22 protein-coding genes are annotated in these 23,094 nt (G+C 51.9%); 19 read left to right on the top strand and 3 right to left on the bottom strand.

Annotated elements, in window-relative coordinates:
• Positions 1-110 precede the first annotated feature (110 nt).
• The 5 genes from I2H39_RS16175 to thiI all read left to right on the top strand — a co-directional run bounded on the left by I2H39_RS16175 (position 111) and on the right by thiI (position 5,055).
• The gene (locus I2H39_RS16175) at positions 111-866 is read left to right on the top strand and encodes a TSUP family transporter (protein WP_138309429.1); all 756 of its coding nucleotides are present in this window, start codon (positions 111-113) and stop codon (positions 864-866) included.
• A gap of 18 nt (positions 867-884) precedes the next feature.
• A complete protein-coding gene (gene prmA / locus I2H39_RS16170; protein WP_138309428.1) occupies positions 885-1,841 on the top strand; it encodes a 50S ribosomal protein L11 methyltransferase in 957 nt (318 codons plus the stop codon).
• A 31-nt stretch (positions 1,842-1,872) separates the two neighbouring features.
• Positions 1,873-2,622: a 16S rRNA (uracil(1498)-N(3))-methyltransferase gene (locus I2H39_RS16165; protein ID WP_138309427.1), complete on the top strand. Its 750-nt coding sequence runs from the start codon at positions 1,873-1,875 to the stop codon at positions 2,620-2,622.
• Between the two features lie 13 nt (positions 2,623-2,635).
• On the top strand, positions 2,636-3,790 hold the full coding sequence (locus tag I2H39_RS16160) for a cysteine desulfurase family protein (protein ID WP_138309426.1): 1,155 nt from the start codon (positions 2,636-2,638) through the stop codon (positions 3,788-3,790).
• Positions 3,791-3,870: 80 nt separating this feature from the next.
• Entirely contained in the window at positions 3,871-5,055 is a 1,185-nt protein-coding gene (thiI, locus tag I2H39_RS16155) for a tRNA uracil 4-sulfurtransferase ThiI (RefSeq protein WP_138309425.1), read from the top strand.
• 134 nt (positions 5,056-5,189) lie between these two features.
• Here the strand turns inward: thiI and I2H39_RS16150 are convergent, their stop codons facing one another.
• A complete protein-coding gene (locus I2H39_RS16150; protein ID WP_002577933.1) occupies positions 5,190-5,423 on the bottom strand; it encodes a PTS sugar transporter in 234 nt (77 codons plus the stop codon).
• 205 nt (positions 5,424-5,628) lie between these two features.
• On the opposite strand from I2H39_RS16150, the gene mtaB reads away from it, so the two are divergent.
• The 14 genes from mtaB to I2H39_RS16080 all read left to right on the top strand — a co-directional run bounded on the left by mtaB (position 5,629) and on the right by I2H39_RS16080 (position 21,310).
• On the top strand, positions 5,629-6,990 hold the full coding sequence (gene mtaB / locus I2H39_RS16145) for a tRNA (N(6)-L-threonylcarbamoyladenosine(37)-C(2))-methylthiotransferase MtaB (protein WP_195626991.1): 1,362 nt from the start codon (positions 5,629-5,631) through the stop codon (positions 6,988-6,990).
• A gap of 149 nt (positions 6,991-7,139) precedes the next feature.
• Positions 7,140-7,400 (top strand): IreB family regulatory phosphoprotein, encoded by a 261-nt coding sequence (locus I2H39_RS16140; protein WP_002567796.1) that lies wholly within the window; start codon positions 7,140-7,142, stop codon positions 7,398-7,400.
• Between the two features lie 225 nt (positions 7,401-7,625).
• Positions 7,626-8,051: a Holliday junction resolvase RuvX gene (ruvX, locus tag I2H39_RS16135; RefSeq protein WP_138309423.1), complete on the top strand. Its 426-nt coding sequence runs from the start codon at positions 7,626-7,628 to the stop codon at positions 8,049-8,051.
• A gap of 36 nt (positions 8,052-8,087) precedes the next feature.
• Positions 8,088-8,372 carry a DUF1292 domain-containing protein gene (locus I2H39_RS16130; RefSeq protein ID WP_002567794.1) on the top strand — a complete coding sequence of 95 codons (285 nt, stop codon included), beginning with the start codon at positions 8,088-8,090 and terminating at the stop codon, positions 8,370-8,372.
• 651 nt (positions 8,373-9,023) lie between these two features.
• Positions 9,024-10,664, top strand: coding sequence for a ribonuclease J (locus I2H39_RS16125; RefSeq protein WP_138309506.1), 1,641 nt, complete (start codon positions 9,024-9,026; stop codon positions 10,662-10,664).
• Between the two features lie 93 nt (positions 10,665-10,757).
• On the top strand, positions 10,758-11,468 hold the full coding sequence (locus tag I2H39_RS16120; protein ID WP_195626989.1) for an endolytic transglycosylase MltG: 711 nt from the start codon (positions 10,758-10,760) through the stop codon (positions 11,466-11,468).
• On the top strand, positions 11,465-12,124 hold the full coding sequence (locus I2H39_RS16115) for an O-methyltransferase (RefSeq protein ID WP_195626988.1): 660 nt from the start codon (positions 11,465-11,467) through the stop codon (positions 12,122-12,124). The genes I2H39_RS16120 and I2H39_RS16115 overlap by 4 nt, the downstream gene beginning before the upstream one ends.
• Positions 12,121-13,356 carry a U32 family peptidase gene (locus I2H39_RS16110; RefSeq protein ID WP_138309420.1) on the top strand — a complete coding sequence of 412 codons (1,236 nt, stop codon included), beginning with the start codon at positions 12,121-12,123 and terminating at the stop codon, positions 13,354-13,356. Before I2H39_RS16115 ends, I2H39_RS16110 begins: the two co-directional genes overlap by 4 nt.
• Positions 13,357-13,433: 77 nt before the next feature.
• Positions 13,434-14,261 carry a YdcF family protein gene (locus I2H39_RS16105; protein ID WP_138309419.1) on the top strand — a complete coding sequence of 276 codons (828 nt, stop codon included), beginning with the start codon at positions 13,434-13,436 and terminating at the stop codon, positions 14,259-14,261.
• 185 nt (positions 14,262-14,446) lie between these two features.
• Positions 14,447-17,416 carry an insulinase family protein gene (locus I2H39_RS16100; RefSeq protein WP_195626987.1) on the top strand — a complete coding sequence of 990 codons (2,970 nt, stop codon included), beginning with the start codon at positions 14,447-14,449 and terminating at the stop codon, positions 17,414-17,416.
• A gap of 21 nt (positions 17,417-17,437) precedes the next feature.
• Positions 17,438-18,349: a GTPase Era gene (gene era, locus I2H39_RS16095; protein ID WP_138309417.1), complete on the top strand. Its 912-nt coding sequence runs from the start codon at positions 17,438-17,440 to the stop codon at positions 18,347-18,349.
• Positions 18,350-18,467: 118 nt separating this feature from the next.
• Positions 18,468-19,118 (top strand): DNA repair protein RecO, encoded by a 651-nt coding sequence (recO, locus tag I2H39_RS16090; RefSeq protein WP_195626986.1) that lies wholly within the window; start codon positions 18,468-18,470, stop codon positions 19,116-19,118.
• Between the two features lie 94 nt (positions 19,119-19,212).
• Positions 19,213-19,866 carry a hypothetical protein gene (locus I2H39_RS16085; RefSeq protein ID WP_195626985.1) on the top strand — a complete coding sequence of 218 codons (654 nt, stop codon included), beginning with the start codon at positions 19,213-19,215 and terminating at the stop codon, positions 19,864-19,866.
• Between the two features lie 55 nt (positions 19,867-19,921).
• Complete coding sequence (locus I2H39_RS16080; RefSeq protein WP_195626984.1) at positions 19,922-21,310, top strand: glycine--tRNA ligase; 1,389 nt, start codon at positions 19,922-19,924, stop codon at positions 21,308-21,310.
• Between the two features lie 107 nt (positions 21,311-21,417).
• Here I2H39_RS16080 and I2H39_RS16075 read toward each other — a convergent pair whose 3' ends face one another.
• Both I2H39_RS16075 and I2H39_RS16070 read right to left on the bottom strand, forming a co-directional pair.
• Entirely contained in the window at positions 21,418-22,308 is an 891-nt protein-coding gene (locus I2H39_RS16075; RefSeq protein ID WP_138309413.1) for a phosphatidylserine decarboxylase, read from the bottom strand.
• A gap of 22 nt (positions 22,309-22,330) precedes the next feature.
• Positions 22,331-22,945 carry a CDP-alcohol phosphatidyltransferase family protein gene (locus tag I2H39_RS16070; protein WP_138309412.1) on the bottom strand — a complete coding sequence of 205 codons (615 nt, stop codon included), beginning with the start codon at positions 22,943-22,945 and terminating at the stop codon, positions 22,331-22,333.
• Between the last annotated feature and the right edge of the window lie 149 nt (positions 22,946-23,094).

Here is a 23,094-nt window from a genome sequence, read left to right as displayed (position 1 = left end):
TGTTAATGCAGGGCGGGGCTTTTTTATTGCAAAAAAAAATTGCCGCTTATTGCCAGTGCACATAATATGTGATAATATAAAGGTTGTTTTACGGAAAAGAGGATACAATCATGTTACAATATCTTATTGTGTGCCCGTTGGTATTTTTGGCCGGACTGGTGGATTCCATTGCAGGCGGCGGCGGGCTTATTGCCTTGCCTGCATATCTCATTGCAGGGGTGCCCGCCCATGTGGCCCTGGGTACCAATAAGCTCAGTTCAGCCATGGGAACCGCTGTTTCCACGGCCCGCCTGGCAAAACATGGTTTCCTGAATGGAAAAGTGTTTATGGCGGTCTGTTCCTCTGCAGCAGCCCTTGCAGGCTCGGCCCTTGGGGCTCATCTGGCTCTCATGGTGCCGGAATCAGTCATCAAGCACATGATGATTGTGGTGCTGCCTGTTGTGGCCTTTTATGTGCTCAGGAACAAGGATATGGGAGCCGGAGACAGGACAGATGCCATTTCCGGAAAAAAGGTGTTTGCCATATGCATGGGGGCGGCTTTTTTTGTGGGAGGATATGACGGCTTTTACGGGCCGGGCACAGGAACCTTCCTGATTCTCATTCTCACAGGGGCAGCGGGGCTGGATACACGCAGCGCATCCGCACAGACAAAGGTAATCAACCTTTCCTCTAATATTGCGGCGCTTGTGACCTTTATTGCAACCGGAAATGTTTACTACCCGCTGGGGCTTACGGCCGGTGTTTGTTCCATAGCAGGACACTATATCGGGGCCGGTATGGTGGCCCACGACGGACAAAAGGTGGTCCGCCCCGTGGTGCTGATGGTGCTTGGGGTATTGTTCATTAAAATAGTAAGCGGCACATAGGAAATAGGAGTGAATCATATGAAATGGAAAAAATTTACGTTAACCACCACCACTGAGGCGGTGGACCTGATTAGCAGCATGTTTGACGACATTGGTATAGAGGGAATCGAAATCGAGGACAATGTGCCTCTGACAGAGAAGGAGACAAAGGGGATGTTTATCGACATTCTCCCTGAGCTTCCTCCGGATGAAGGGGTTGCCAGGATAAGCTTTTACCTGGATGAAGACGCGGATGTGGCGGATTATCTCAGACGGGTGGAGGAAGGGCTGGATGAGCTGGCTCCATTTACGGACCTGGGCGCCAGGACCATCACTGCATCGGAAACAGAGGACAAGGACTGGATTAACAACTGGAAACAGTATTTCAAGCCCTTTACAGTGGATGATATCCTGATTAAGCCTACCTGGGAGTCTGTCCCTGAGGAGCACAAGGACAAGCTTCTGGTGCAGATTGACCCGGGCACTGCCTTTGGAACCGGTATGCATGAGACTACCCAGCTGTGCATCCGCCAGCTTAAAAAGTACGTGAACCGGGACACCACGGTGCTGGACGTGGGGACGGGCAGCGGCATCCTGGGAATCACGGCCCTGAAGCTGGGGGCGGACCAGGTGTGGGGAACGGACCTGGATGAAAATGCCATTAACGCCGTGAGGGAGAACCTGGAAGCCAACCATATTCCGGAGGACAGGTTCCATGTGCTCCAGGGAAATATCATAGATGATACTTCCGTAAAGGAGTGGGCCGGATACGGCAAATACGATGTGGCGGTGGCCAACATACTGGCGGATGTCATCATCCTGCTGGTGGACGAGATACCTGCCCATCTGAAAAAAGGCGGTATCTTCATCACCTCCGGCATCATTGATATGAAGGAAGAGGCAGTGAAGGAGGCATTTGCGCGCTGCCGGGACCTGGAGGTGGTGGAAATCACATACCAGGGCGAATGGGTGAGCGTGACTGCCAGAAGAAAATAGGTTATATTAAGGAAGGACCTGAGGGAAAACCATGCATCATTTTTTTGTAAATCCTGAGCAGGTGGAGGACGGACTGGTAAGGATAACCGGTCCTGACGTGAACCACATAAAGAATGTCCTGCGCATAAGACCGGGGGAGGAAATCCTGGTCAGCGACGGCACTGGCAGGGATTACCTCTGCGGGGCGGAAGACATCGCCGGCCAGGAGGTTACGGCCCGGATTAGACAAATCCAGGAGGAAGGACGGGAGCTGCCTTCCAGAATCTGGCTCTTTCAGGGACTGCCCAAATCTGATAAGATGGAGTTTATCATCCAAAAGGCCGTGGAGCTGGGGGCGGCAGGTATTATTCCTGTGTCCACCAGAAACACGGTGGTTAAACTGGAGCCGAAAAAGGAAGAGGCCAAGCGCAAGCGGTGGCAGGCCATAGCGGAAAGTGCCGCCAAGCAGTCCAAACGGAGCCTGGTTCCCGGGGTATCCGGCCTCATGACTTTAAAAGAAGCCTTTGACTTTGTGGAGAGCCGGGGATTTTCCGTGCGTCTCATTCCTTATGAACATGAGGCGGGGATGGAGGGCACAAAGGCGGAGCTGGATGCCGTCGGACCGGGACAGGACATTGCTGTGTTCATTGGTCCGGAGGGAGGCTTTGACGAAAGGGAGATAGAGCTGGCCCTTTCAAAAGGCGTGCGGCCCGTCAGTCTGGGACGCAGGATACTGAGGACAGAGACAGCAGGCCTGGCCGTGCTGTCGGTACTGATGATGCGGCTGGAAGGGGCGCTGTAAAGGAGTTTATATAATGGAAGCATATTTTGACAATTCAGCCACCACCCGCGTGTTTGACAGTGTGAGGGATATTGTGGTGAAAACCATGACCGAGGATTACGGCAATCCCTCCGCCAAACACAGAAAGGGTATGGAGGCGGAGCAGTATGTGCGCCGGGCAGCGGCGGATATTGCAAAGACATTAAAGGTCAGGGACAAGGAAATCCTGTTTACCTCCGGCGGTACGGAATCCAACAACATGGCGCTCATCGGCACTGCCATGGCAAACCGGAGGGCCGGAAAGCACATCATCAGCACCAGGATTGAACATGCCTCAGTGTACAATCCTTTGGCATATCTGGAGCAGCAGGGGTTTGAAGTCACATATCTGTCTGTGGACAGCCAGGGCCATATATCCCTGGAGGAGCTGGAGGAATCCATGCGTCCGGATACCATTCTGGTATCTGTTATGTATGTGAATAACGAGGTGGGAGCCATTGAACCGGTGGAGCAGATTGCATCCCTTGTCCATGGCAGGAATCCTGCCGCTCTTTTTCATGTGGATGCCATCCAGGCCTACGGCAAGCTTGTGATTCGTCCGAAGAAACAGGGAATCGACCTGTTGTCTGTCAGCGCCCACAAGATTCACGGTCCCAAGGGGGTGGGATTCCTATACATCGATGAGAGGGTGAAAATTTGTCCCCTTCTCTACGGAGGCGGCCAGCAGAAGGACATGCGTTCAGGCACGGAAAATGTTCCGGGCATTGCGGGCATGGGCCAGGCGGCCAGGGAAATGTACACGGACCATCAGCAGAAGACAGAGTACATTACGGGCCTGAAGGATTATATGACAGACCGCATGGCTGCCCTGCCGGGTGTTGTTGTCAACAGCCGGAAGGGAGCAGAGAGCGCGCCCCAGATTGTCAGCGCAAGCTTTCAGGGAGTGAGAAGCGAGGTCCTTCTCCATGCTCTGGAGGACAAGGGAATCTATGTTTCCTCCGGCTCGGCCTGCTCCTCCAACCACCCTGCAATCAGCGGCACCTTAAAGGCCATTGGCGTCAGAAAGGAACTGCTGGATTCCACACTGAGGTTCAGCTTCGGCATGTTCAACACAAAGGAAGAAATAGATTACTGTATGGAGGTCCTGGAAGAGCTTCTGCCGGTGCTGAGACGGTACCACCGGGGATGATGCACGGAAATGATGCACGGAAATGATACGCTGCCGCAAGACAGTGAAGCGGACGATTGAACAATAGAAAGAGGTAAGAGATGCAGTACCAGTCATTTTTGATTAAATACGCAGAGATTGGCACCAAGGGCAAGAACCGGTATATGTTTGAGGATGCCCTGATAAAGCAGATTCGCTATGCGCTAAAGAGCGTGGAGGGGGAGTTTGACGTCACCAAGGAGTCGGGGCGCATCTATGTGAAGGCGGAGACGGACTATGATTACGATGATGCCGTGGAAGCCCTTAAGCGGGTATTCGGCATTGCGGATATCTGTCCCATGGTGCAGATTGAGGATAAGGATTACGGAAACCTGAAAAAACATGTGGTGGAATACATGAATCAGGTGTATCCGGATAAGAACATCACCTTCAAGGTAAACGCCCGCAGGGGGGACAAGCAGTATCCCGTGACCTCGGAGCAGATTAACCGGGACATGGGAGAGGCGATTCTGGAGGCATTTCCCCTGATGCGGGTAGATGTCCACCATCCCGATGTGGTTCTCCATGTGGAAGTACGCCAGAAAATCAACCTGTTTTCCCTGGTGATTCCCGGTCCGGGAGGCATGCCCATAGGAACAAACGGCAGGGCCATGCTGCTGCTGTCCGGCGGCATCGACAGCCCGGTGGCAGGCTATATGATTGCCAAAAGAGGCGTGAAGGTGGACGCGGTATATTTCCATGCGCCGCCCTATACCAGTGAACGCGCAAAGCAGAAGGTGGTGGACCTGGCAAACCTGGTGGCCAGATACGCAGGCCCCATCAATCTCCATGTGGTGAATTTTACGGATATCCAGCTCTACATCTATGACAAATGTCCTCATGAGGAGCTGACCATCATCATGCGCCGCTATATGATGCGGATTGCCCAGACCATAGCGGAGCGCACTGGCTCCATCGGCCTGATTACAGGTGAGAGCATTGGGCAGGTGGCCTCCCAGACACTGCAGTCCCTGGCAGCTACCAATGAGGTGTGCACCATGCCTGTGTTCCGTCCGGTCATTGGCTTTGACAAGCAGGAAATTGTGGATGTATCTGAGCGAATCGGCACCTATGAGACATCCATACAGCCTTACGAGGACTGCTGCACCATCTTTGTGGCCAAGCATCCGGTGACAAAGCCCAACATCAATGTGATTCACAGCTCTGAGCGCCGTCTGGAAGAAAAGATTGACCAGCTGGTGGAGACAGCCCTGGAGACAACGGAACAGATTCTCTGCCAGGGATAAAGGGCGCAGAGGTACGGCAGGCAATACAAACCGGAAACAAACATAAAAAGAGTCTGCCTCGGCAGACTCTGATGGTTTCTGATGATTTGACGTATGTGCCTTGTCCCGCGGCAGGCGGGAAATGAATCAGCAGATTAAGCGATGATGTATGGTGCTAAAATGGCCAGAATGTCATCAACGCCGCTCTCAGCGTGGATGTTCAGGTCGATTGGCTTGGATAAATCCAGGCTGAAGATACCCATGATAGACTTAGCATCAATAACATATCTGCCGGAAACCAAATCAAAATCAACATCAAACTTAGATAAATCATTTACAAATGACTTAACCTTGTCAATGGAATTTAACGAAATGCGAACTGTTTTCATGAGAAAAACCCTCCTTGTGGTATGTGTGTTTGAATTATGACTGCAGTGAATTCTGCTTTGCTTTAATACTACAGACAGGGGGACTAAAAGTCAATAGTGAGATTGCATGAAAAACGCAGGAACAATATGGTAATTTGGTTATAGTTCCATAGGGCGGATGCCCTGTATAATTGGTCGCAGCAGACCGTGAACAGGAGGTTTTACAATGCCAAAAGCAGCCCTGCACAACCTGGGATGCAAAGTTAATGCTTATGAGACAGAGGCCATGCAGCAGCAGCTGGAGGAGCGCGGTTATGAAATCGTGCCCTTTGACCGGAAGGCGGATGTCTATATCATCAATACATGCTCCGTGACCAATATCGCGGACCGCAAATCACGCCAGATGCTTCACCGCGCAAAGAAGCTGAACCCGGAGGCCGTGGTGGTGGCAGCGGGCTGTTATGTCCAGGTGGCTGCCGGCACCCTGAAGGAAGACAGCAGCGTGGATATCATTATCGGCAACAACAATAAGGCCCGTCTGGCGGACATTCTGGAAGAGTACATGCGGGACCGGCGGACCGGCAGGGACGGCTATGTGCTGGACATTGCCAGCGCCGGGGAGTACGAGGAGCTTCATGTAAGCCGTCTGGGGGAACATACCAGGGCGTTCATCAAGGTTCAGGACGGCTGCAATCAGTTTTGCAGCTACTGCATCATCCCCTACGCCAGGGGCAGAGTCAGAAGCAGGAAGCCTGAGGATGTGGTGGCTGAGGTGGAAGGCCTGGTGGCCCGGGGATACAGGGAAGTGGTGCTTACAGGCATCCATTTAAGCTCCTATGGAACGGAACACATGGACGGAAGCCCTGTAAAGGGCGGAGACTGGGACAGCGGCCCTCTGTGGGATTTGATAGAACGGATTCACCGGGTGGAAGGGCTGGAGCGCATCCGCCTGGGCTCCCTGGAACCCAGAATCATTACCAGGGAATTTGCGGCAAAGCTGGCCGGCCTGCCGAAGTTCTGTCCTCATTTCCATCTTTCCCTTCAAAGCGGCTGTGATGACACGCTGAAACGGATGAACCGCCACTATACAACGGAGGATTATCTCAGGCGCTGCAGCATACTCAGGGAGACCTTTGACCATCCGGCCGTCACAACGGATGTGATTGCAGGATTTCCGGGAGAGACAGAGGAAGAGTTCGGGATAACCAGGGATTTTCTGGAGACAGTGCAATTTTATGAGATGCATGTGTTTAAATATTCCAGACGCCAGGGCACCAGGGCAGCGGTTATGGCGGATCAGGTGCCGGAGCAGGTAAAGGCCCGGCGCAGCGATGTGCTGCTGGAGCTGGAAAAGACTATGTCCCGCCGGTACAGGGAGCGGTTTGCGGGAAAACGGGTATCGGTTCTGTTTGAGGAAGCGGCTGAGATGGAAGGAAAGTGGTATATGACGGGCTATACGCCCCAGTATGTCAAGGCAGCCCTTCTGCTGGAGGACGGGATGGACCGGAAGCAGCTTGCGGGGCGCATTATGGAACTTTCTGCTTCAGGACTCCTGAATGATGAGGTATTAAAGGTAGAATTTTCTTAAAAAAAGGAACATATTTCCGAAAAGACGGAAAGATTGTGCGACATTTTACAGAAACATGACAATAATTAGAAAAAATTAAGAAAATAATCTATTGCCGAATAGCAAAATATAATGTAGAATAGAGAAGAATACTTAAAGGACGTGATGACATGGGCAATATAAAAGATACACAATATTTTCAAGCTGTTCAGGACAAAAAGATAGAAGTAAGCGACGTACTGGAGCAGGTCTATATTGCCTTGACTGAAAAGGGGTATAATCCCGTGAACCAGATAGTGGGTTATATCATGTCTGGGGACCCGACTTATATTACCAGCCATAAGGGCGCCAGAAGTCTTATTATGAAGGTTGAACGTGATGAGATTCTGGAGGAACTGATGGCTGTGTATATTGATGCCCGTCTGAAATAGGAACGGTTCAGACAGGTTCCGGGGCAACCTGCAGAAGGCGCTCCAGGGGCAACCGGCCCGCTGACAGCGGGCGGGCAAGGATATGCGGCGTGAATAACAGAAGGCCTGGGGACAGGCCTTCGCAGTAATGTACGGATGGATATGAGTGGGATGCATTCAGTTGGCGATGAGCCAGCTGCTTTTATGGTGCATTCCGATTTTTTATGTTTACCGGAGGAATTGAATATGAGGATAATGGGTCTGGATTTTGGCTCAAAAACAGTTGGGGTGGCGGTCTGCGACCCTTTAGGTATTACTGCCCAGACAGTGGAAACAATCACCAGGGCCAGCGAGAATAAATTACGACAGACCCTTGCGCGGATTGAGCAATTAATTGGTGAATACGAGATTGAACGTATTGTTCTTGGTTATCCTAAGAATATGAACAATACAGTGGGCGAGCGGGGGGAAAAGACCCAGGAGTTTAAAGCTGCCCTGGAAAGGCGCACCGGCCTTGAGGTTATTCTCTGGGACGAACGCCTCACCACAGTGGCGGCGCAGCGTGTGCTGATTGAAAGCGGCGTCCGCAGGGAAAACAGGAAGAAAAGCGTGGACCAGATTGCGGCGGCCTTGATTTTGCAGGGATATCTGGACAGCCTGCAGCATGTTTAGGCTGCGGCGGAACAGTCAGAAGCCAGGAGAGAAGAGATGGAAGAAAAGACGAGAGAAGATATGATTACCATGGTGACGGATTCCGGTGAATCCGTGGATTTTTATGTGTTAGAGGAAACAAGGATAAATGCAAGGAGTTATCTGCTTGTAACAGACGCGCCGGAAGGCGAGGACGGAGAGTGCTATATCCTTAAGGATATGTCAGGACAGCAGGACGCTGAGGCCGTGTATGAGTTTGTGGAAGACGACAGCGAACTGGACGCACTGATGAAAGTGTTTGAAGAGCTGTTAAGCGATGCAGATGTGGACCTTGAGAAATAGATAGAAACAGAGATTGGAGGAATCAATTTGAATTTAGAAGAAAAAGAGAATACGGCAGAGGTGGCGCCGGAGGCAGCCGCAGAGGTAAGAATCCAGGCCGTACAGGAAAACAGTGTCCGGGAGTCCGGCGTCCAGGAGTCCGGCGTTCAGGAAACCAATGTTCAGGAGGCAGCCGCCGCACAGGAGCAGCCTGCCAGGAAACCGCAGAACAGAAGACCGGCCCAGAAAAAGACTGCGTCCAAGGAACCGGCGGGGAATGGGGAAACCCAGAAAAAGAAAAGCCAGGGTTCCCCACGGGGACAGGCCAAGAGCAGAAACGGACAAAAGGGTGAGGCCCAGACAGTCTCTGCCGCCAAGGAGTCCAAGGACAGCGGCGGTGCAAGGACCTCCAGGGGAACCGGAAACACAAAGGCATCCGGCGAGTCAAAAGCTTCCAGAAATACCGGAGAAGCCAAATCGTCCAGGAGCACAGGGGAAGCCAAAGCGTCCAGGAATGCAGGAGAGGCCAAATCATCCAGGAATGCAGGAGAATCCAGGAATTCCAGGAATACAGGGGACTCTAAGACGGCCAGAAATTCCGGCGAATCAAAAGCACTTCCCGCACCTGCCAGACAAAAGGCACGGGACGGAAAAAAGGACGGAAAGGGCAAGCTGAAAATCATTCCGTTAGGCGGTCTTGAGCAGATTGGTATGAACATCACTGCTTTTGAATATGAGGACAGCATCATTGTAGTGGACTGCGGACTGGCCTTCCCGGGGGACGACATGCTGGGCATTGACCTGGTAATACCGGATGTGACCTACTTAAAGCAGAACATTGACAAGGTGAAGGGCTTTGTTATCACCCATGGCCATGAGGACCATATCGGCGCCCTGCCTTATATCCTGCAGCAGGTCAATGTGCCTGTATACGGCACAAAGCTGACCATTGCCCTGATTGAGCATAAGCTGGAGGAGCACCGCCTCTTAAAGAACACCAAGAGAAAGGTGATGAAGCACGGACAGTCCGTGAACCTGGGATGTTTCAGGGTGGAATTCGTAAAGACAAACCACAGCATCCAGGATGCATCCGCCCTGGCCATATTTACGCCGGTGGGAACCGTGCTGCACACAGGAGACTTTAAGATTGACTACACGCCGGTATTTGGGGACCCCATTGATTTGCAGCGCTTTGCGGAGCTGGGAAAAAAGGGCGTGCTGGCCCTTATGGCAGACAGCACCAACGCCATCCGTCCCGGATTCACCATGTCTGAGCGCACCGTGGGTAAGACATTTGACGCCATATTTGCAGAACACAAGAACCAGCGTATTTTTGTGGCTACCTTTGCCTCCAATGTGGACAGGGTGCAGCAGGTGGTGAACACGGCATACAAATACGGCCGCAAGGTTGTGGTGGAAGGCCGCAGCATGGTGACTATCATGGATATTGCCAGCAAGCTGGGGTATATCAATGTGCCGGAGGGAACTCTGATTGACATTGAACACCTGAAGAATTACCCGCCGGAATCCACTGTGCTCATCACAACGGGAAGCCAGGGCGAGTCCATGGCTGCTCTTTCCAGGATGGCTGCCAGCATTCACAAGAAGGTATCCATTTTGCCGGGAGACGTGGTGGTGCTGAGCTCCACCCCTATACCGGGCAACGAGAAGGCCGTGGCCAATGTGGTGAACGAGCTGTCCATGAAGGGCGCAGAGGTAATCTGCCAGGATACCCATGTTTCAGGACATGCCTGCCAGGAGGACTTAAAGCTGATTTATTCCCTGGTGCATCCCAAGTTTTCCATCCCCATCCATGGCGAGTACCGTCATCGTATGGCCCAGAGAGAGCTGGCCCAGTTTATGGGAGTGCAGAAGGAAAACGCGGTTATGGTCAATTCCGGCGATGTGGTTGCCCTGGACGAGGACAGCTGCGAGGTTATAGACCATGTGACCTGCGGAGGCATCTTTGTGGATGGCCTGGGCGTGGGCGATGTGGGCAATATCGTATTACGGGATAGACAAAACCTTGCACAAAATGGTATTATTGTAGTAGTGCTGACCTTAGAGAAACACAGCAACCAGCTGCTGGCAGGCCCGGACATTGTGTCCAGAGGCTTCGTGTATGTGCGGGAATCCGAGGATTTACTGGAGGAAGCCCACACCATTGTATATGACGCGGTACAGGACTGCCTGGACCGTCATGTCAGCGACTGGGGTAAGATAAAGAACATCATCAAAGACAGTTTAAGTGACTTTTTGTGGAAGCGCATGAAGCGCAATCCCGTGATTCTGCCAATTATCATGGAGGTATAAGATTCAGGACCCGCGTGCTGCCGTACAGGCAGCGCGCCCGGTCCGGGAATACCGCGGACATGAAGACGCCGGGCAGGATAAGAGGAATGGATTATGAGCAATAGGACAAGGGAAATCAACAAAATCACAACCACTATAATCAGCATATCCGTGAAACTCATGGTATATGCCCTGATTATTCTGCTGCTGTACGAGGCGGTTGCCAGGGGCTATGCCTTTGGCCATGAGATATTTTTTGCCGAGGCAGTGGACGAGGCGCCGGGACAGGATATGGTAGTCCGGATTGATTCGGAGGAATCCGTGTCTGAGGCTGCGGAGTTTCTTGCCCATAAGGGGCTTATTAAAAGTGAGTTTGCCTTTATTTTCCAGAGCAAGTTCTATGACTACGAGACAATCTATCCTGGCACCTATAACCTTAATACGTCCATGACATCCAAGGAAATCCTCCAGCTGCTCAATGAGAAGCCGGAAACCGAAGACAGCGCAAAACCGGCCCAGTCCGGCGGAGCCAAGGCGTCCGGAGCCAGGACATCTGAATCCGGCGCATCAGAGGGGACCAAAGGGGATGGAGCTGCTTCCGGACGGGGGGCATCCGCGGAACCGGCAGCCGCATCCCAGGACGGGGCTGTTCCGGCAGCGGAAACAGACCAGGGAATACCGGCTGACGGCACCCCGGCTTCCCAGGCAGGGGCGGATGCCCTGGACTCCCAGGAGGTCCAGGCCAATGAGCAGACCTATGAAGGCGAGGACCAGGAGATGGAAGACGGATGGATTGAGGATGCTGCAGAGGATGGAACCCAATGATAGTAAATAACAGGATTACGGACTATATACATTCCCTGGAATCCAGCCAGGGCAGTCTGCTGGATTCCATAGAACAGGAAGCTGTCAGGGACCGGGTGCCTATTATACGCAGGGAGACAGCAGCCCTTCTAAAGACCCTGGTGGCAGCCCTGCGGCCGGAACATATACTGGAGATAGGGACGGCTGTGGGATACTCATCCCTTCTTATGTGCAGTGTGATGCCGGAAAACTGCCGCATCACCACCATTGAGAAGTATGAGAAGCGAATCCCTGCGGCCATGGATAATTTTAAAAAGGCCGGTGAGGAGGGACGCATTACCCTTCTGGCAGGAGATGCAGACGACCTGCTGGCCGGACTGAAGGGACAGATCTTTGACCTGGTGTTCATGGATGCCGCAAAGGGCCAGTATCTGCACTGGCTGCCTATGATTCTGGAACTGATGCCAGACGGGGGAATGCTCATATCGGACAATGTTCTCCAGGACGGGGACATTGTGGAATCCCGCTTTGCGGTGGAGCGCAGGAACAGGACCATCCACAGCAGGATGCGGCGGTATCTGTACGAACTGAAGCACAGGAAGGGACTGGAGACAGCCATCATCCCCATAGGGGACGGGGTTGCTGTCAGCACCAAGTATACGGAGAGAGTGGAATGAGAAAGACAGAATTGCTGATACCGGCTGGAAGCCTGGACGTGCTGAAAACAGCCGTTGTTTACGGGGCGGATGCCGTATATATCGGAGGCGAGGCATTTGGCCTGCGGGCCAAGGCCCATAATTTTTCCAATGAAGAGATGAAACAAGGAATTGCCTTTGCCCATGCGCGCGGGGTTAAAGTCTACGTGACAGCCAACATACTGGCTCACAACGGGGACCTGCCGGGGGTGGAGGCTTATTTTGAAGAGATGAGGGATGTGGCTCCGGATGCGCTTATCATATCGGATCCGGGCGTGTTTGCAATTGCCAGAAGGGTCCTTCCTGACATGGAAATACACATAAGCACCCAGGCCAACAATACCAATTACGGAACCTACCTGTTCTGGCACGGACTGGGAGCAAGGCGCGTGGTGTCTGCAAGGGAGCTGTCTCTGGCGGAAATCCGGGAAATCCGGGACCGCATTCCTGAGGATATGCAGATAGAGAGTTTTATCCACGGCGCCATGTGCATATCCTATTCCGGCAGATGCCTTCTGAGCAATTATTTTGTGGGAAGGGACGCCAACCAGGGCGCCTGCACCCATCCCTGCCGCTGGAAATACTCTCTGGTGGAGGAGACCAGACCGGGGGAGTACATGCCTGTATATGAAAATGACCGGGGCACCTATATCTTCAATTCCAAGGACCTGTGCATGGTGGAGTATATTCCTGAGATGATAGATGCCGGAATTGACAGCTTTAAGATAGAGGGAAGGATGAAGACCGCCCTTTACGTGGCTACGGTCACCAGGGCCTACCGCAGGGCCATTGACGATTATCTGAAGGACCCGGCGGTTTACAGGGAAAATCTGGAGTGGTACAGGGAAGAAATAGGAAAATGCACCAACCGCAGGTTCACCACCGGTTTCTACTTTGGGAAACCCACGGCGGATGACCACATATATGACAGCAGCACCTATGTGAAAAGCTACACATATCTGGGAACCGTGGAGGACACGGACAGCCGGGGCCGGTGCAGGATTGAGCAGAAAAATAAGTTTTCCGTGGGTGAAACCATTGAGGTCATGAAGCCCGGAGGACAAAATCTGGAAGTGACAGTGGAGTCCATCACAGATAATGAGGGCAATGAGCAGGAGAGCGCGCCCCATTCAAAACAGATTCTGTGGGTCGGACTGCCGGCGGAGGTATCTGTTTATGATATCCTGCGGAGAAAAGAAGAGACTGAGGAATAGACTGTCCGGAACCGTATTCGGGAGGAAGAAGCTGCGCCTGGGCCGGGAGGGCTCTGGCAGACAGGAGGTGCCTTGGGATGTTAGATGGAGTACTTATGGGGCTGGCAGTGCTTTGCGTTGCTTATTTTATAATCATTGTGGTGTATGCGGGCATAAGCACCTCCTTTGCCTTCATATGGCTGTTTTTTGCGGCCCTGCTTGTTTTCCTGGTATATGGAAGATGGTATTATGCCAGGAACATGGAACGGATTCCCCGCTGGGTGCCGGTGTCGGTGGTGACCACCTGTATTGCCGGTGTGGCTGTGCTGGGAATTCTCTGTGTCCTGGTGTTTCTGGGAGCTGCCACGCCGGGCAAGGCTAACCTGGATTATGTTATTGTGCTGGGAGCCAGGGTCAAGGAACATACGGTCAGTAATTCCCTGAGAAAACGGCTGGACAGGGCCATTGTCTATGCGGAGGAGAATCCGGACACCATTCTGGTGCTCTCAGGGGGCCGGGGGCCGGGGGAGACGGAAAGCGAGGCCAGGGTCATGTATGATTACCTGGTGTACAACGGAGTCAGCCCCGGGCAGCTGCTGATGGAGGAGTATTCCGCCAGCACGGTTGAGAACATTGCCTACAGTAAAATTGTCATAGAGCAGGACCGGATGAAGGACAAGAGGGAAATTATCCCCATGCCCGGCAAGACCGGTTCGGTTCCCTATGCCATTGCACCGGATAAGCCCCTGGAAATAGGAGTCCTCACCAGCAATTTCCATATTTACCGTGCCAGACTTACAGCGGAAAAATGGGGATTTGACAATGTATACGGCATATCGGCCGACTCTGACCCGGTTCTGTTCATCCATCTGTGCGTGAGGGAATGCGCTTCCATTGTGAAGGACAGGCTCATGGGGAATATGTGACGGTATGGATGGGATACATGGGATACATGCCGGGAGGGGACAGCCGGAATAAATGGCTGGAATATAGGAAAGGGCCATACGGCAGGGTTCTGTAAGAGGCCGGGTGTATGGGCCGTGGAAATAGTGGCAGAATAGTAATTATCATGATATGACTGAATGAACGATAGAATGGAGAGAGTGAATCAATGGCAGATGGAAGGAATCTGGAACAGGTAAAAGAGCTGGCCGCTTACCGCGTGTCAGAAGAGATGTACGTGGAGGAAATGGACTCCCGGGCCATGGTGCTGGAACACATAAAAAGCGGCGCCAGGATTTTCCTGATGTCCAATGAGGATGAGAACAAGGTGTTCTATATCGGTTTCCGTACACCGCCCGATGACAGTACGGGACTGCCCCATATACTGGAGCACAGTGTGCTGGAAGGGTCGGATAAGTTTCCGGTCAAGGACCCCTTTGTGGAACTGGTCAAGGGTTCCCTGAACACGTTCCTGAATGCCATGACCTATCCGGATAAGACCGTATATCCTGTGGCCAGCTGCAATGACAAGGATTTCCAGAATCTGATGGACGTATATCTGGACGGCGTGCTCCACCCTGCTATCTACAGGGAGCCCAGGATATTCCTTCAGGAGGGCTGGCATTATGAACTGGAGTCTCCAGAGGATGAGCTGACCATCAACGGCGTTGTGTATAATGAGATGAAGGGAGCCTTTTCATCGCCGGAAAGTGTTTTGGACCGTTTTACCAGAAATGTGCTCTTCCCGGACACCACCTACTCCAATGAGTCAGGGGGCGACCCTGCTGTGATACCGGAACTGACCTATGAGAAGTTCATTGCATTTCACCGGAATTACTATCATCCGGCCAACAGCTATATCTATCTCTACGGAGATATGGATATGGTGCAGAAGCTGACATGGCTGGACCAGGAGTACCTGGGACATTATGACAGGAAGGACTGCCATGCAGACTCTGCCATCACCCTGCAGCAGCCCTTTGAACGTCCGGTCCAGCGGGAAATCACCTACTCGGTCACGGAGGAGGAGGGGACAAAGGACAGGTCCTATATTTCCATCAACACTGTGGTGGGGACGGATTTGGACCCTGTACTTTATGTTGCTTTCCAGATTCTGGAATATACTTTGATTAACGCACCGGGCGCGCCCTTAAAGCAGGCATTGATTGATGCAGGCATTGGGCAGGACATTCTGGGCGGTTATGACTGCGGGATTCTGCAGCCCTATTTCTCCGTCGTTGCAAAGAACGCCAATCCGGAGCAGAAGGGGGAATTCCTGGCGGTTGTAAAGGGAACCCTGCGAAAGCTGGCTGACCAGGGAATTGACAGGAAGAGCCTTCTGGCCGGACTGAATCTCTATGAATTCCGTTACCGCGAAGCGGACTATGGTTCCGCGCCAAAGGGACTTATGTACGGTCTGTGGTCACTGGACAGCTGGCTGTACGGCGGAAAGCCTACCCTCCACCTGGAATACCAGAAGACCTTTGATTACCTGAAACAAGCAGTGGAGGAAGGGTATTTTGAACAGCTGATACAACGCTGGCTTCTGGATAACCCCCATGAGGCGGTTGTCCTGGTGCGCCCCAGGGTAAACCAGACAGCTGAGGAGGACCGCAGGCTGGCTGAAAGGCTGAAGGCTTATAAGGATTCCCTTGGCAGGGAAGAGCTGGAGGCTCTGACCGTCCGGACCAGACAGCTAAAGGAATACCAGGAGAAACCATCCAGACAGGAGGACCTGGAGAAGATTCCCATGCTGCAGCGGGAGGATATTGAACGGGAAGGCGGACGTTTTTCCTACGAGGTAAAGGTGGAGGACGGAGTAAGGGTAATCCACAGCAGCCTGTTCACATCCGGAATCGGATATCTGAAGGTGCTGTTTGACACCAGCCGGGTGCCGGCTGAGGACCTGCCCTATGTGGGACTTCTGAAGGCAGTGCTGGGATATGTGGATACGGAGCATTACAGCTATGGGGACCTGACCAGCGAGATTTATCTTAATAGCGGCGGTGTGAGCTTTGCAGTGTCATCTTATCCGGATACGGCGCATCCCGGACAATTTACAGGGGCGTTTGTTGCCAGTGCAAAGGTGCTTTATGATAAACTGGACTTTGCCTTCTCCATACTGGCAGAGATTCTGACCCGTTCCAAACTGGATGATGAAAAGCGTCTGGGAGAGATTCTGGACGAAACCAGGTCCAGGGCCAGGATGAAGATGGAGGACGCATCCCACGGAGCAGCGGTTGGCAGGGCTTCATCCTATTACTCTGCTGCTGCAGCGTTCAACGATATCACCGGAGGAATTGGATATTATCAATTTTTGGAGGATGTCAGCCGCAGGTTTGGGGAGGACCATTCCTATAGGGGACAATTGATTGCAAGACTTAAGGATGTATGTTCCCGCCTGTTCATCCCGGATAACCTGCTGGTATCCTATACGGCTGATGCAGAAGGCTACAGCAGGCTGCCGGTGGAGCTTAAGACCTTCCGGTCGGCCCTTGTACAGGGAGAAGGAAAGAAATATGAATTTGTGTTCCGGCCGGACAACCGCAACGAGGGCTTTAAAACAGCATCCCAGGTGAATTATGTGGCCAGGTGCGGTTCCTTTGCGGGAAAGGAAGCCGGCGGAAGAAAACTGGAGTACACAGGCGCCCTGAGAGTCTTAAAGGTTATCATGAACTATGAATACCTGTGGATGAACCTGCGTGTCAAGGGCGGGGCTTACGGATGCATGAGCAGCTTCAGCCGCACGGGGGACGGATGCCTGGTATCCTACAGGGATCCCAACCTGGAAGCGACCAATCAGGTGTACGAAGGAATTCCGGACTATCTGAGGAATTTCTCCATTGACGAGAGGGACATGACAAAGTATGTTATTGGTACCATGAGCGATGTGGATACGCCTCTTACCCCATCCATGAAGGGAGCCAGGAACCTGTCTGCATACCTTTCCGGCGTGACGGATGAAATGGTGCAGAAGGAGAGGGAGCAGATTCTGGATGTGACCCAGGAAGATATAAAGGCCCTGGCTGACATTGTACAGGCCGTTCTGGACACCGGGGCGCTGTGCGTGATTGGAAATGATGAACAGATTCGGGCCCAGGAGGGCATGTTTGGTGAGATAAAGAATCTTTACCACTAATTTTAAGGAAGAGAGAGCTAAATGGAAGAGAATATACAGAAGAAATCGGGCTTTGTTACGCTGATTGGACGTCCCAATGTGGGCAAGTCCACTCTGATGAACCACTTGATTGGCCAGAAGATTGCAATTACCTCGGATAAGCCCCAGACAACCAGAAACAGGATACAGACCGTGTACACAGATGACAGGGGGCAGATTATCTTCTTAGACACTCCCGGTATCCATAAGGCCAAGAATAAGCTGGGAGAATACATGGTAAATGTGGCGGAGCACACACTGAAGGAAGTGGATGTGATTCTCTGGCTGGTGGAGCCAACCACCTTTATCGGCGCAGGGGAGCGCCATATTGCGGAGCAGCTTAAAAATGTGAACACCCCGGTTATTCTGGTAATCAATAAGATTGATACGGTGAAGAACCAGGATGAAATCCTCACCTTTATTGCGGCCTACAAGGATGTGTGCGAGTTTGCGGAAATCGTGCCGCTCTCTGCATTAAAGGATAAGAACACGGACCTGCTGACAGAGCTGGTTTTTAAATACCTGCCTTACGGACCCCAGTTTTATGATGAGGATACAGTGACAGACCAGCCCATGCGCCAGATAGCTTCCGAGCTTATACGGGAAAAGGCCCTGCGCCTGCTGGATGATGAGATACCCCATGGCATTGCCGTGACCATTGAAACGATGAAGGAACGTCCAAACGGCCTGATTGACATAGAGGCCAGCATTGTATGTGAGAGGGAATCTCACAAGGGAATCATCATTGGAAAGGGCGGAAGCATGCTGAAACGCATCGGCATAGAGGCCAGGAAAGAGATTGAAAACATGATGGATACCCGGGTTAACCTGCAGCTGTGGGTCAAAGTCAGAAAGGAATGGCGGGACAGCGAGCTGTATATGAAGAATTACGGCTACAATCAAAAAGAAATCTGAGAAAAAATCTCGTCTATAAATGTGGTTAACGGTTGGTTTTACAACGCTGACGGTGGAAAAACCACAGGGATTTGGCAGAGGGTCTGATGGAAATGCTGAGAGGAGGGGAAAACTGGAAATGAGAGAGACAGTAACATTGACTGGGATGGTTCTCCTTTCGGCTCCCTCCGGGGATTATGACCGGCGTCTGGTGCTGCTTACAAGGGAGAGGGGAAAGATTACCGCATTTTCCCATGGCGCCAGGAAGCCGGGCAATCTCCTGATGGCAGCCAGCAGGCCTTTTTGTTTTGGAAATTTTAACCTTTATGAGGGGAAGAATGCCTACAATCTGCAGTCAGCCCAGATTACCAATTATTTTGACGAGCTGTCCGCGGACATGGAGGCAGCCTGCTACGGCTCCTATTTTCTGGAAACAGCGGCTTATTTTGCCCAGGAAAACCTGGACGGGACAGAGCTGTTAAAGCTTCTCTACCAGTCCCTCAGGGCCCTGCTGCGTCCGGCCCTTCCAAACCAGCTGGTGCGCAGGATTTTTGAGCTTAAGAGCATGGTAATCAATGGGGAATACACACAGGACCCTCCGGTTCCTGTTTCAGAATCCTGCCAATACGCCTGGGAGTATGTCATCTGTTCGCCGGCCGAGTCCCTTTATAAGTTTGTGCTGAAGGAAGAGGTGCTGAAGGAATTTGAGTCTGTTGTGGAAAAAAGCAGACGGTATTTTGTGCGTCATGAGTTCCGTTCCCTGGAAATTCTGGAAACCCTGACAGCATAAAATCCATTATAAGTCTTGAAATTATGGCATTCAGAGGATATAATATGTCCATATGCCCGGTACCGCGGCAAAGAAGCATGAGGAAGGAACAGATATGAAGAAGATTGTGATGGGTATCCTGCTGCTGGCAGCAGCGGCTGTGGCGCTTGCGGGATGCTCCAGGATAGGCATGGGGGGAGCCGCAGAACCCACGGAGAACAGCGTCTATGTGGCAGGCGACGGCAGCGTCAGGTGGGCGTCGGTAGAGACTTACCAGCAGGGGGACTATACAGAGGATGAGCTGAAAACCTCAGCCGGACAGAAAATCAGTAATTTTAACAGCGGGCTGGGCAAGGCTGCTTCCTATGAAAATACAGAAGGTTCTGAGAAACTTCCGGTGGCCATGGTTTCGGCCAGGATTGAGAAGGGAACAGCCACACTGGTTACGGAATACGACACTCCGGGGCGCCTCATTGAATTTGCCCAGGAGATTGGGGATTATAATGTGCCCTTTACCCAGCTGGATACAGGAAGGGTGGCTGCCATGTCCGGTGAACTTACGGATGTATCCTTTAAGGATGAGAAGGGGAAGGCAGCGGACCAGGGGACAGCCCTCAAGGAAGGGCAGAGCATGGTGGTCAAGGCGGCAGGACAGGGCGTCATTGTGACAGAGAAAAAGATTCAATATGTAAGTGACGGCTGTGTGCTGAAGGATTCCAACCGGGTGCAGACGTCCGGGGAGGGAACCAGCTACATCATATTAAAGTAATTTTTATGATTTAATCTATATTAAATCTATAATAATTAAAAGAGAGGATGCAGATATGGAAAAGACAATGGAGAAAATCGTGGCATTGGCCAAGAACAGGGGTTTTGTATATCCGGGTTCTGAGATTTACGGCGGCCTGGCCAATACCTGGGATTATGGAAACCTGGGTGTGGAACTGAAAAATAATGTAAAGAGAGCCTGGTGGCAGAAGTTTATCATGGAGAGTCCTTACAACGTAGGCGTTGACTGTGCCATTCTGATGAACTCCCAGACATGGGTTGCCAGCGGACATCTGGGCGGCTTCTCCGACCCTCTGATGGACTGTAAGCAGTGCAAGGAGAGATTCCGTGCAGACAAACTGATTGAGGATTACAATGACGCCCATGGAATCCAGATGGAAGGCTCTGTTGACGGCTGGTCACAGGAGCAGATGAAGCAGTACATCGATGACAACAATATCTGCTGTCCAAGCTGCGGCGCCCATGACTTTACGGATATCCGCCAGTTCAATCTGATGTTCAAGACCTTCCAGGGCGTAACAGAGGATGCCAAGAGCACGGTTTATCTGCGTCCGGAGACTGCCCAGGGTATTTTTGTAAACTTTAAGAATGTTCAGAGAACATCCAGAAAGAAAGTGCCTTTCGGCATTGGACAGATTGGCAAGTCCTTCCGCAACGAGATTACGCCTGGTAACTTTACTTTCCGTACCAGGGAATTTGAGCAGATGGAGCTGGAATTCTTCTGCAAGCCTGACACTGACCTGGAGTGGTTTGCTTATTGGAAGGAATTCTGCATTAACTGGTTAAGGTCCTTAGGCATTAAGGACGACGAGCTGAGGGACAGGGACCATTCTCCTGAGGAGCTGAGCTTCTACAGCAAGGCAACCACAGACCTGGAGTATCTGTTCCCATTTGGCTGGGGCGAGCTTTGGGGCATTGCCGACAGGACTGACTATGACTTAAGCCAGCACCAGAAGGTATCCGGACAGGATATGTCCTACTTTGACGATGAGACAAAGGAGAGATACATTCCTTATGTAATTGAGCCTTCACTGGGAGCTGACCGTGTAACCCTGGCATTCCTGTGCGCTGCCTATGACGAGGAGGAGATTGGGGAAGGCGATGTAAGAACCGTTCTTCATTTCCACCCGGCCATTGCTCCTGTAAAGGTGGGCGTGCTTCCGCTGTCCAAGAAACTGAACGAAGGCGCTGAAAAGATTTACACAGAGCTTTCCAAATATTATAACTGCGAGTTTGACGACAGAGGCAATATTGGTAAGAGATACAGGAGACAGGATGAAATCGGCACTCCGTTCTGCATTACCTATGACTTTGACTCAGAAGAAGACCATGCGGTAACGGTCCGCGACAGGGACACCATGGAGCAGGTAAGGGTTCCCATTGCAGAGCTGAAGGATTACTTTGCTGAGAAGTTTATGTTTTAAAGGCGTTGACAGACTGATATTATAATATGAATAAGAATCCCCCACTTTTTCCGGAATAGTGGGGGATTTGTATTTCTGAATTTTAAATTGGATTCAATAGGGGTCCATTAGTTTTTTTCCATTACCTGTCCAATGGCTTCGCCCATCCGCACCCTGGTTTCCACATCCAGGGCCGTGTTGCGCATGATGTCCTTATCAATGGAGACAGCGCCGGGCTGGAACAGCAGCAGGATGGAGGAACCGCCAAAGGAAAAATAGCCTTTTTCCTGGCCGCGGAACACGTCAATGCTGGTATAGGCTTTGTGATGATTTACAATTTTCCCCACCATAAGGGCTCCTATTTCCATCATCAGCACCGTGCCAAAGGCGTGGGAACGCAGCAGGGAATATTCCCTGGAATTCTCCTTGTAGACAGGCAGCCGGCAGGCTGCCGCCGGATTGACTGTGTGGAGAACGCCGGGAATCCTGCGGTATGAGGAGCGCCGGCCGCGGTCCACATAGGCGTAGCGGTGGTAATCAGATACAGTGAGCCTTAAAAGCAGGGCTGTGCCGCCGGCGTAGCGGGCAGCCAGTCCGGAGTCCTTTAAAAGCTGGTCCAGTGTATATTCCGTGTGCTTAATGGTCAGGCGCATGTTTTTACGTATGGGATAGACACTTGCAAATCCATCGCAGGGACTGCACAGGATATGGTCTCTGGTGTCAAAGGGTCTTGCCTCCGGCAGCAAACGGCGGGTAAAGAAGGCGTTAAAAGAACGGTATTTTCCGCCGGCCGGTGTTTCGCAGCCTTCCATGGAGATTCCGGCGGATTTCCTGAATCCGGGTATGAAGGGCGCTGACAGCGGAGAGTCCAGAAACGCGCCGCAGATTCCGGAAACAGCCGGGTGGGTCAGGGGTTTTATGAGCATACGGCCCAGAAAACAGGCATATAAATTCTCCAGGAAACGGTCCTGGAGGGTGCTGCCGCCCAGAGAGCGGCCGGTTCTGTCTGCATATTGCATGGAATCACACCTTTCTTTATTATCAGAAGAAATATATCTTAATCAGTGCACAGGATACAAGGGCGACCAGAAGGGTCAGCATTTTCCAGCCGGGCTTGCGCAGGGGAAAGTTAATGATGAACAGCAGCCCCACTGTGAGGATGCAGATGTGAAGCTCTGACAGGAACCTGTGGCCCAGCAAAGGGCGCAGGGTGCAGAACAGGGGCAGAATAATGGCTATAGAGGTAATGGGAAGTCCCTGGTAGTACTTGCGGGCTTCGTCTGTCTCGTCCTGCCGTCTTTCTTCCATCACATTAAAAAATGCCAGGCGGATAACGCCTGCAATAAGGTAGAATACAAGGATGGAAATACCTGCCGGTCCCCGCATGCCGATGGAATAGCACAGTGTCATTGGAAATGCACCGAAACAAACCACATCGCAGAGAGAGTCAATCTGGATGCCGAAGCGCTTTTCGTCTTCGGTGCGGTTCTTTTTCATGCGGGCCACCTTGCCGTCGAACATGTCGCACAGGCCTGAGAACGCAAGACAGAACAATGCATATTTTGCAAAACCCTGGATGGTGAGAATCATGCCCATGGCAGCGGAAGCCAGTCCAAGGTATGTCAATACAACCGTGTAGCTGTAAAATCCTATCATAAAATATAACCCCAATCATTCGTCCTTTTGGTCCTTGCTTTGTAAGGACAATAGTATTATTATATCAGAAATCCAGGAGGAAACAAGGAAAAACAGGACTTTTATTCATAAAATTTAGAAACCTTTTATAAACGAATATTAGTAATTGT

The sequence above is a fragment of the Clostridium sp. 1001283B150225_161107_B6 genome (genome assembly GCF_015556325.1).
GTDB lineage: Bacteria > Bacillota > Clostridia > Lachnospirales > Lachnospiraceae > Enterocloster.
Note: the sequence above shows the minus strand (reverse complement) of the source record. Positions and strands in the feature narration are given on the sequence as shown.

Coding starts and splice junctions, on each gene's coding strand:
- I2H39_RS16175 (WP_138309429.1), top strand. CDS start 111: ATGTTACAATATCTTATTGTGTGCCCGTTGGTATTTTTGGCCGGACTG.
- prmA (WP_138309428.1), top strand. CDS start 885: ATGAAATGGAAAAAATTTACGTTAACCACCACCACTGAGGCGGTGGAC.
- I2H39_RS16165 (WP_138309427.1), top strand. CDS start 1,873: ATGCATCATTTTTTTGTAAATCCTGAGCAGGTGGAGGACGGACTGGTA.
- I2H39_RS16160 (WP_138309426.1), top strand. CDS start 2,636: ATGGAAGCATATTTTGACAATTCAGCCACCACCCGCGTGTTTGACAGT.
- thiI (WP_138309425.1), top strand. CDS start 3,871: ATGCAGTACCAGTCATTTTTGATTAAATACGCAGAGATTGGCACCAAG.
- I2H39_RS16150 (WP_002577933.1), bottom strand. CDS start 5,423: ATGAAAACAGTTCGCATTTCGTTAAATTCCATTGACAAGGTTAAGTCA.
- mtaB (WP_195626991.1), top strand. CDS start 5,629: ATGCCAAAAGCAGCCCTGCACAACCTGGGATGCAAAGTTAATGCTTAT.
- I2H39_RS16140 (WP_002567796.1), top strand. CDS start 7,140: ATGGGCAATATAAAAGATACACAATATTTTCAAGCTGTTCAGGACAAA.
- ruvX (WP_138309423.1), top strand. CDS start 7,626: ATGAGGATAATGGGTCTGGATTTTGGCTCAAAAACAGTTGGGGTGGCG.
- I2H39_RS16130 (WP_002567794.1), top strand. CDS start 8,088: ATGGAAGAAAAGACGAGAGAAGATATGATTACCATGGTGACGGATTCC.
- I2H39_RS16120 (WP_195626989.1), top strand. CDS start 10,758: ATGAGCAATAGGACAAGGGAAATCAACAAAATCACAACCACTATAATC.
- I2H39_RS16115 (WP_195626988.1), top strand. CDS start 11,465: ATGATAGTAAATAACAGGATTACGGACTATATACATTCCCTGGAATCC.
- I2H39_RS16110 (WP_138309420.1), top strand. CDS start 12,121: ATGAGAAAGACAGAATTGCTGATACCGGCTGGAAGCCTGGACGTGCTG.
- I2H39_RS16105 (WP_138309419.1), top strand. CDS start 13,434: ATGTTAGATGGAGTACTTATGGGGCTGGCAGTGCTTTGCGTTGCTTAT.
- I2H39_RS16100 (WP_195626987.1), top strand. CDS start 14,447: ATGGCAGATGGAAGGAATCTGGAACAGGTAAAAGAGCTGGCCGCTTAC.
- era (WP_138309417.1), top strand. CDS start 17,438: ATGGAAGAGAATATACAGAAGAAATCGGGCTTTGTTACGCTGATTGGA.
- recO (WP_195626986.1), top strand. CDS start 18,468: ATGAGAGAGACAGTAACATTGACTGGGATGGTTCTCCTTTCGGCTCCC.
- I2H39_RS16085 (WP_195626985.1), top strand. CDS start 19,213: ATGAAGAAGATTGTGATGGGTATCCTGCTGCTGGCAGCAGCGGCTGTG.
- I2H39_RS16080 (WP_195626984.1), top strand. CDS start 19,922: ATGGAAAAGACAATGGAGAAAATCGTGGCATTGGCCAAGAACAGGGGT.
- I2H39_RS16075 (WP_138309413.1), bottom strand. CDS start 22,308: ATGCAATATGCAGACAGAACCGGCCGCTCTCTGGGCGGCAGCACCCTC.
- I2H39_RS16070 (WP_138309412.1), bottom strand. CDS start 22,945: ATGATAGGATTTTACAGCTACACGGTTGTATTGACATACCTTGGACTG.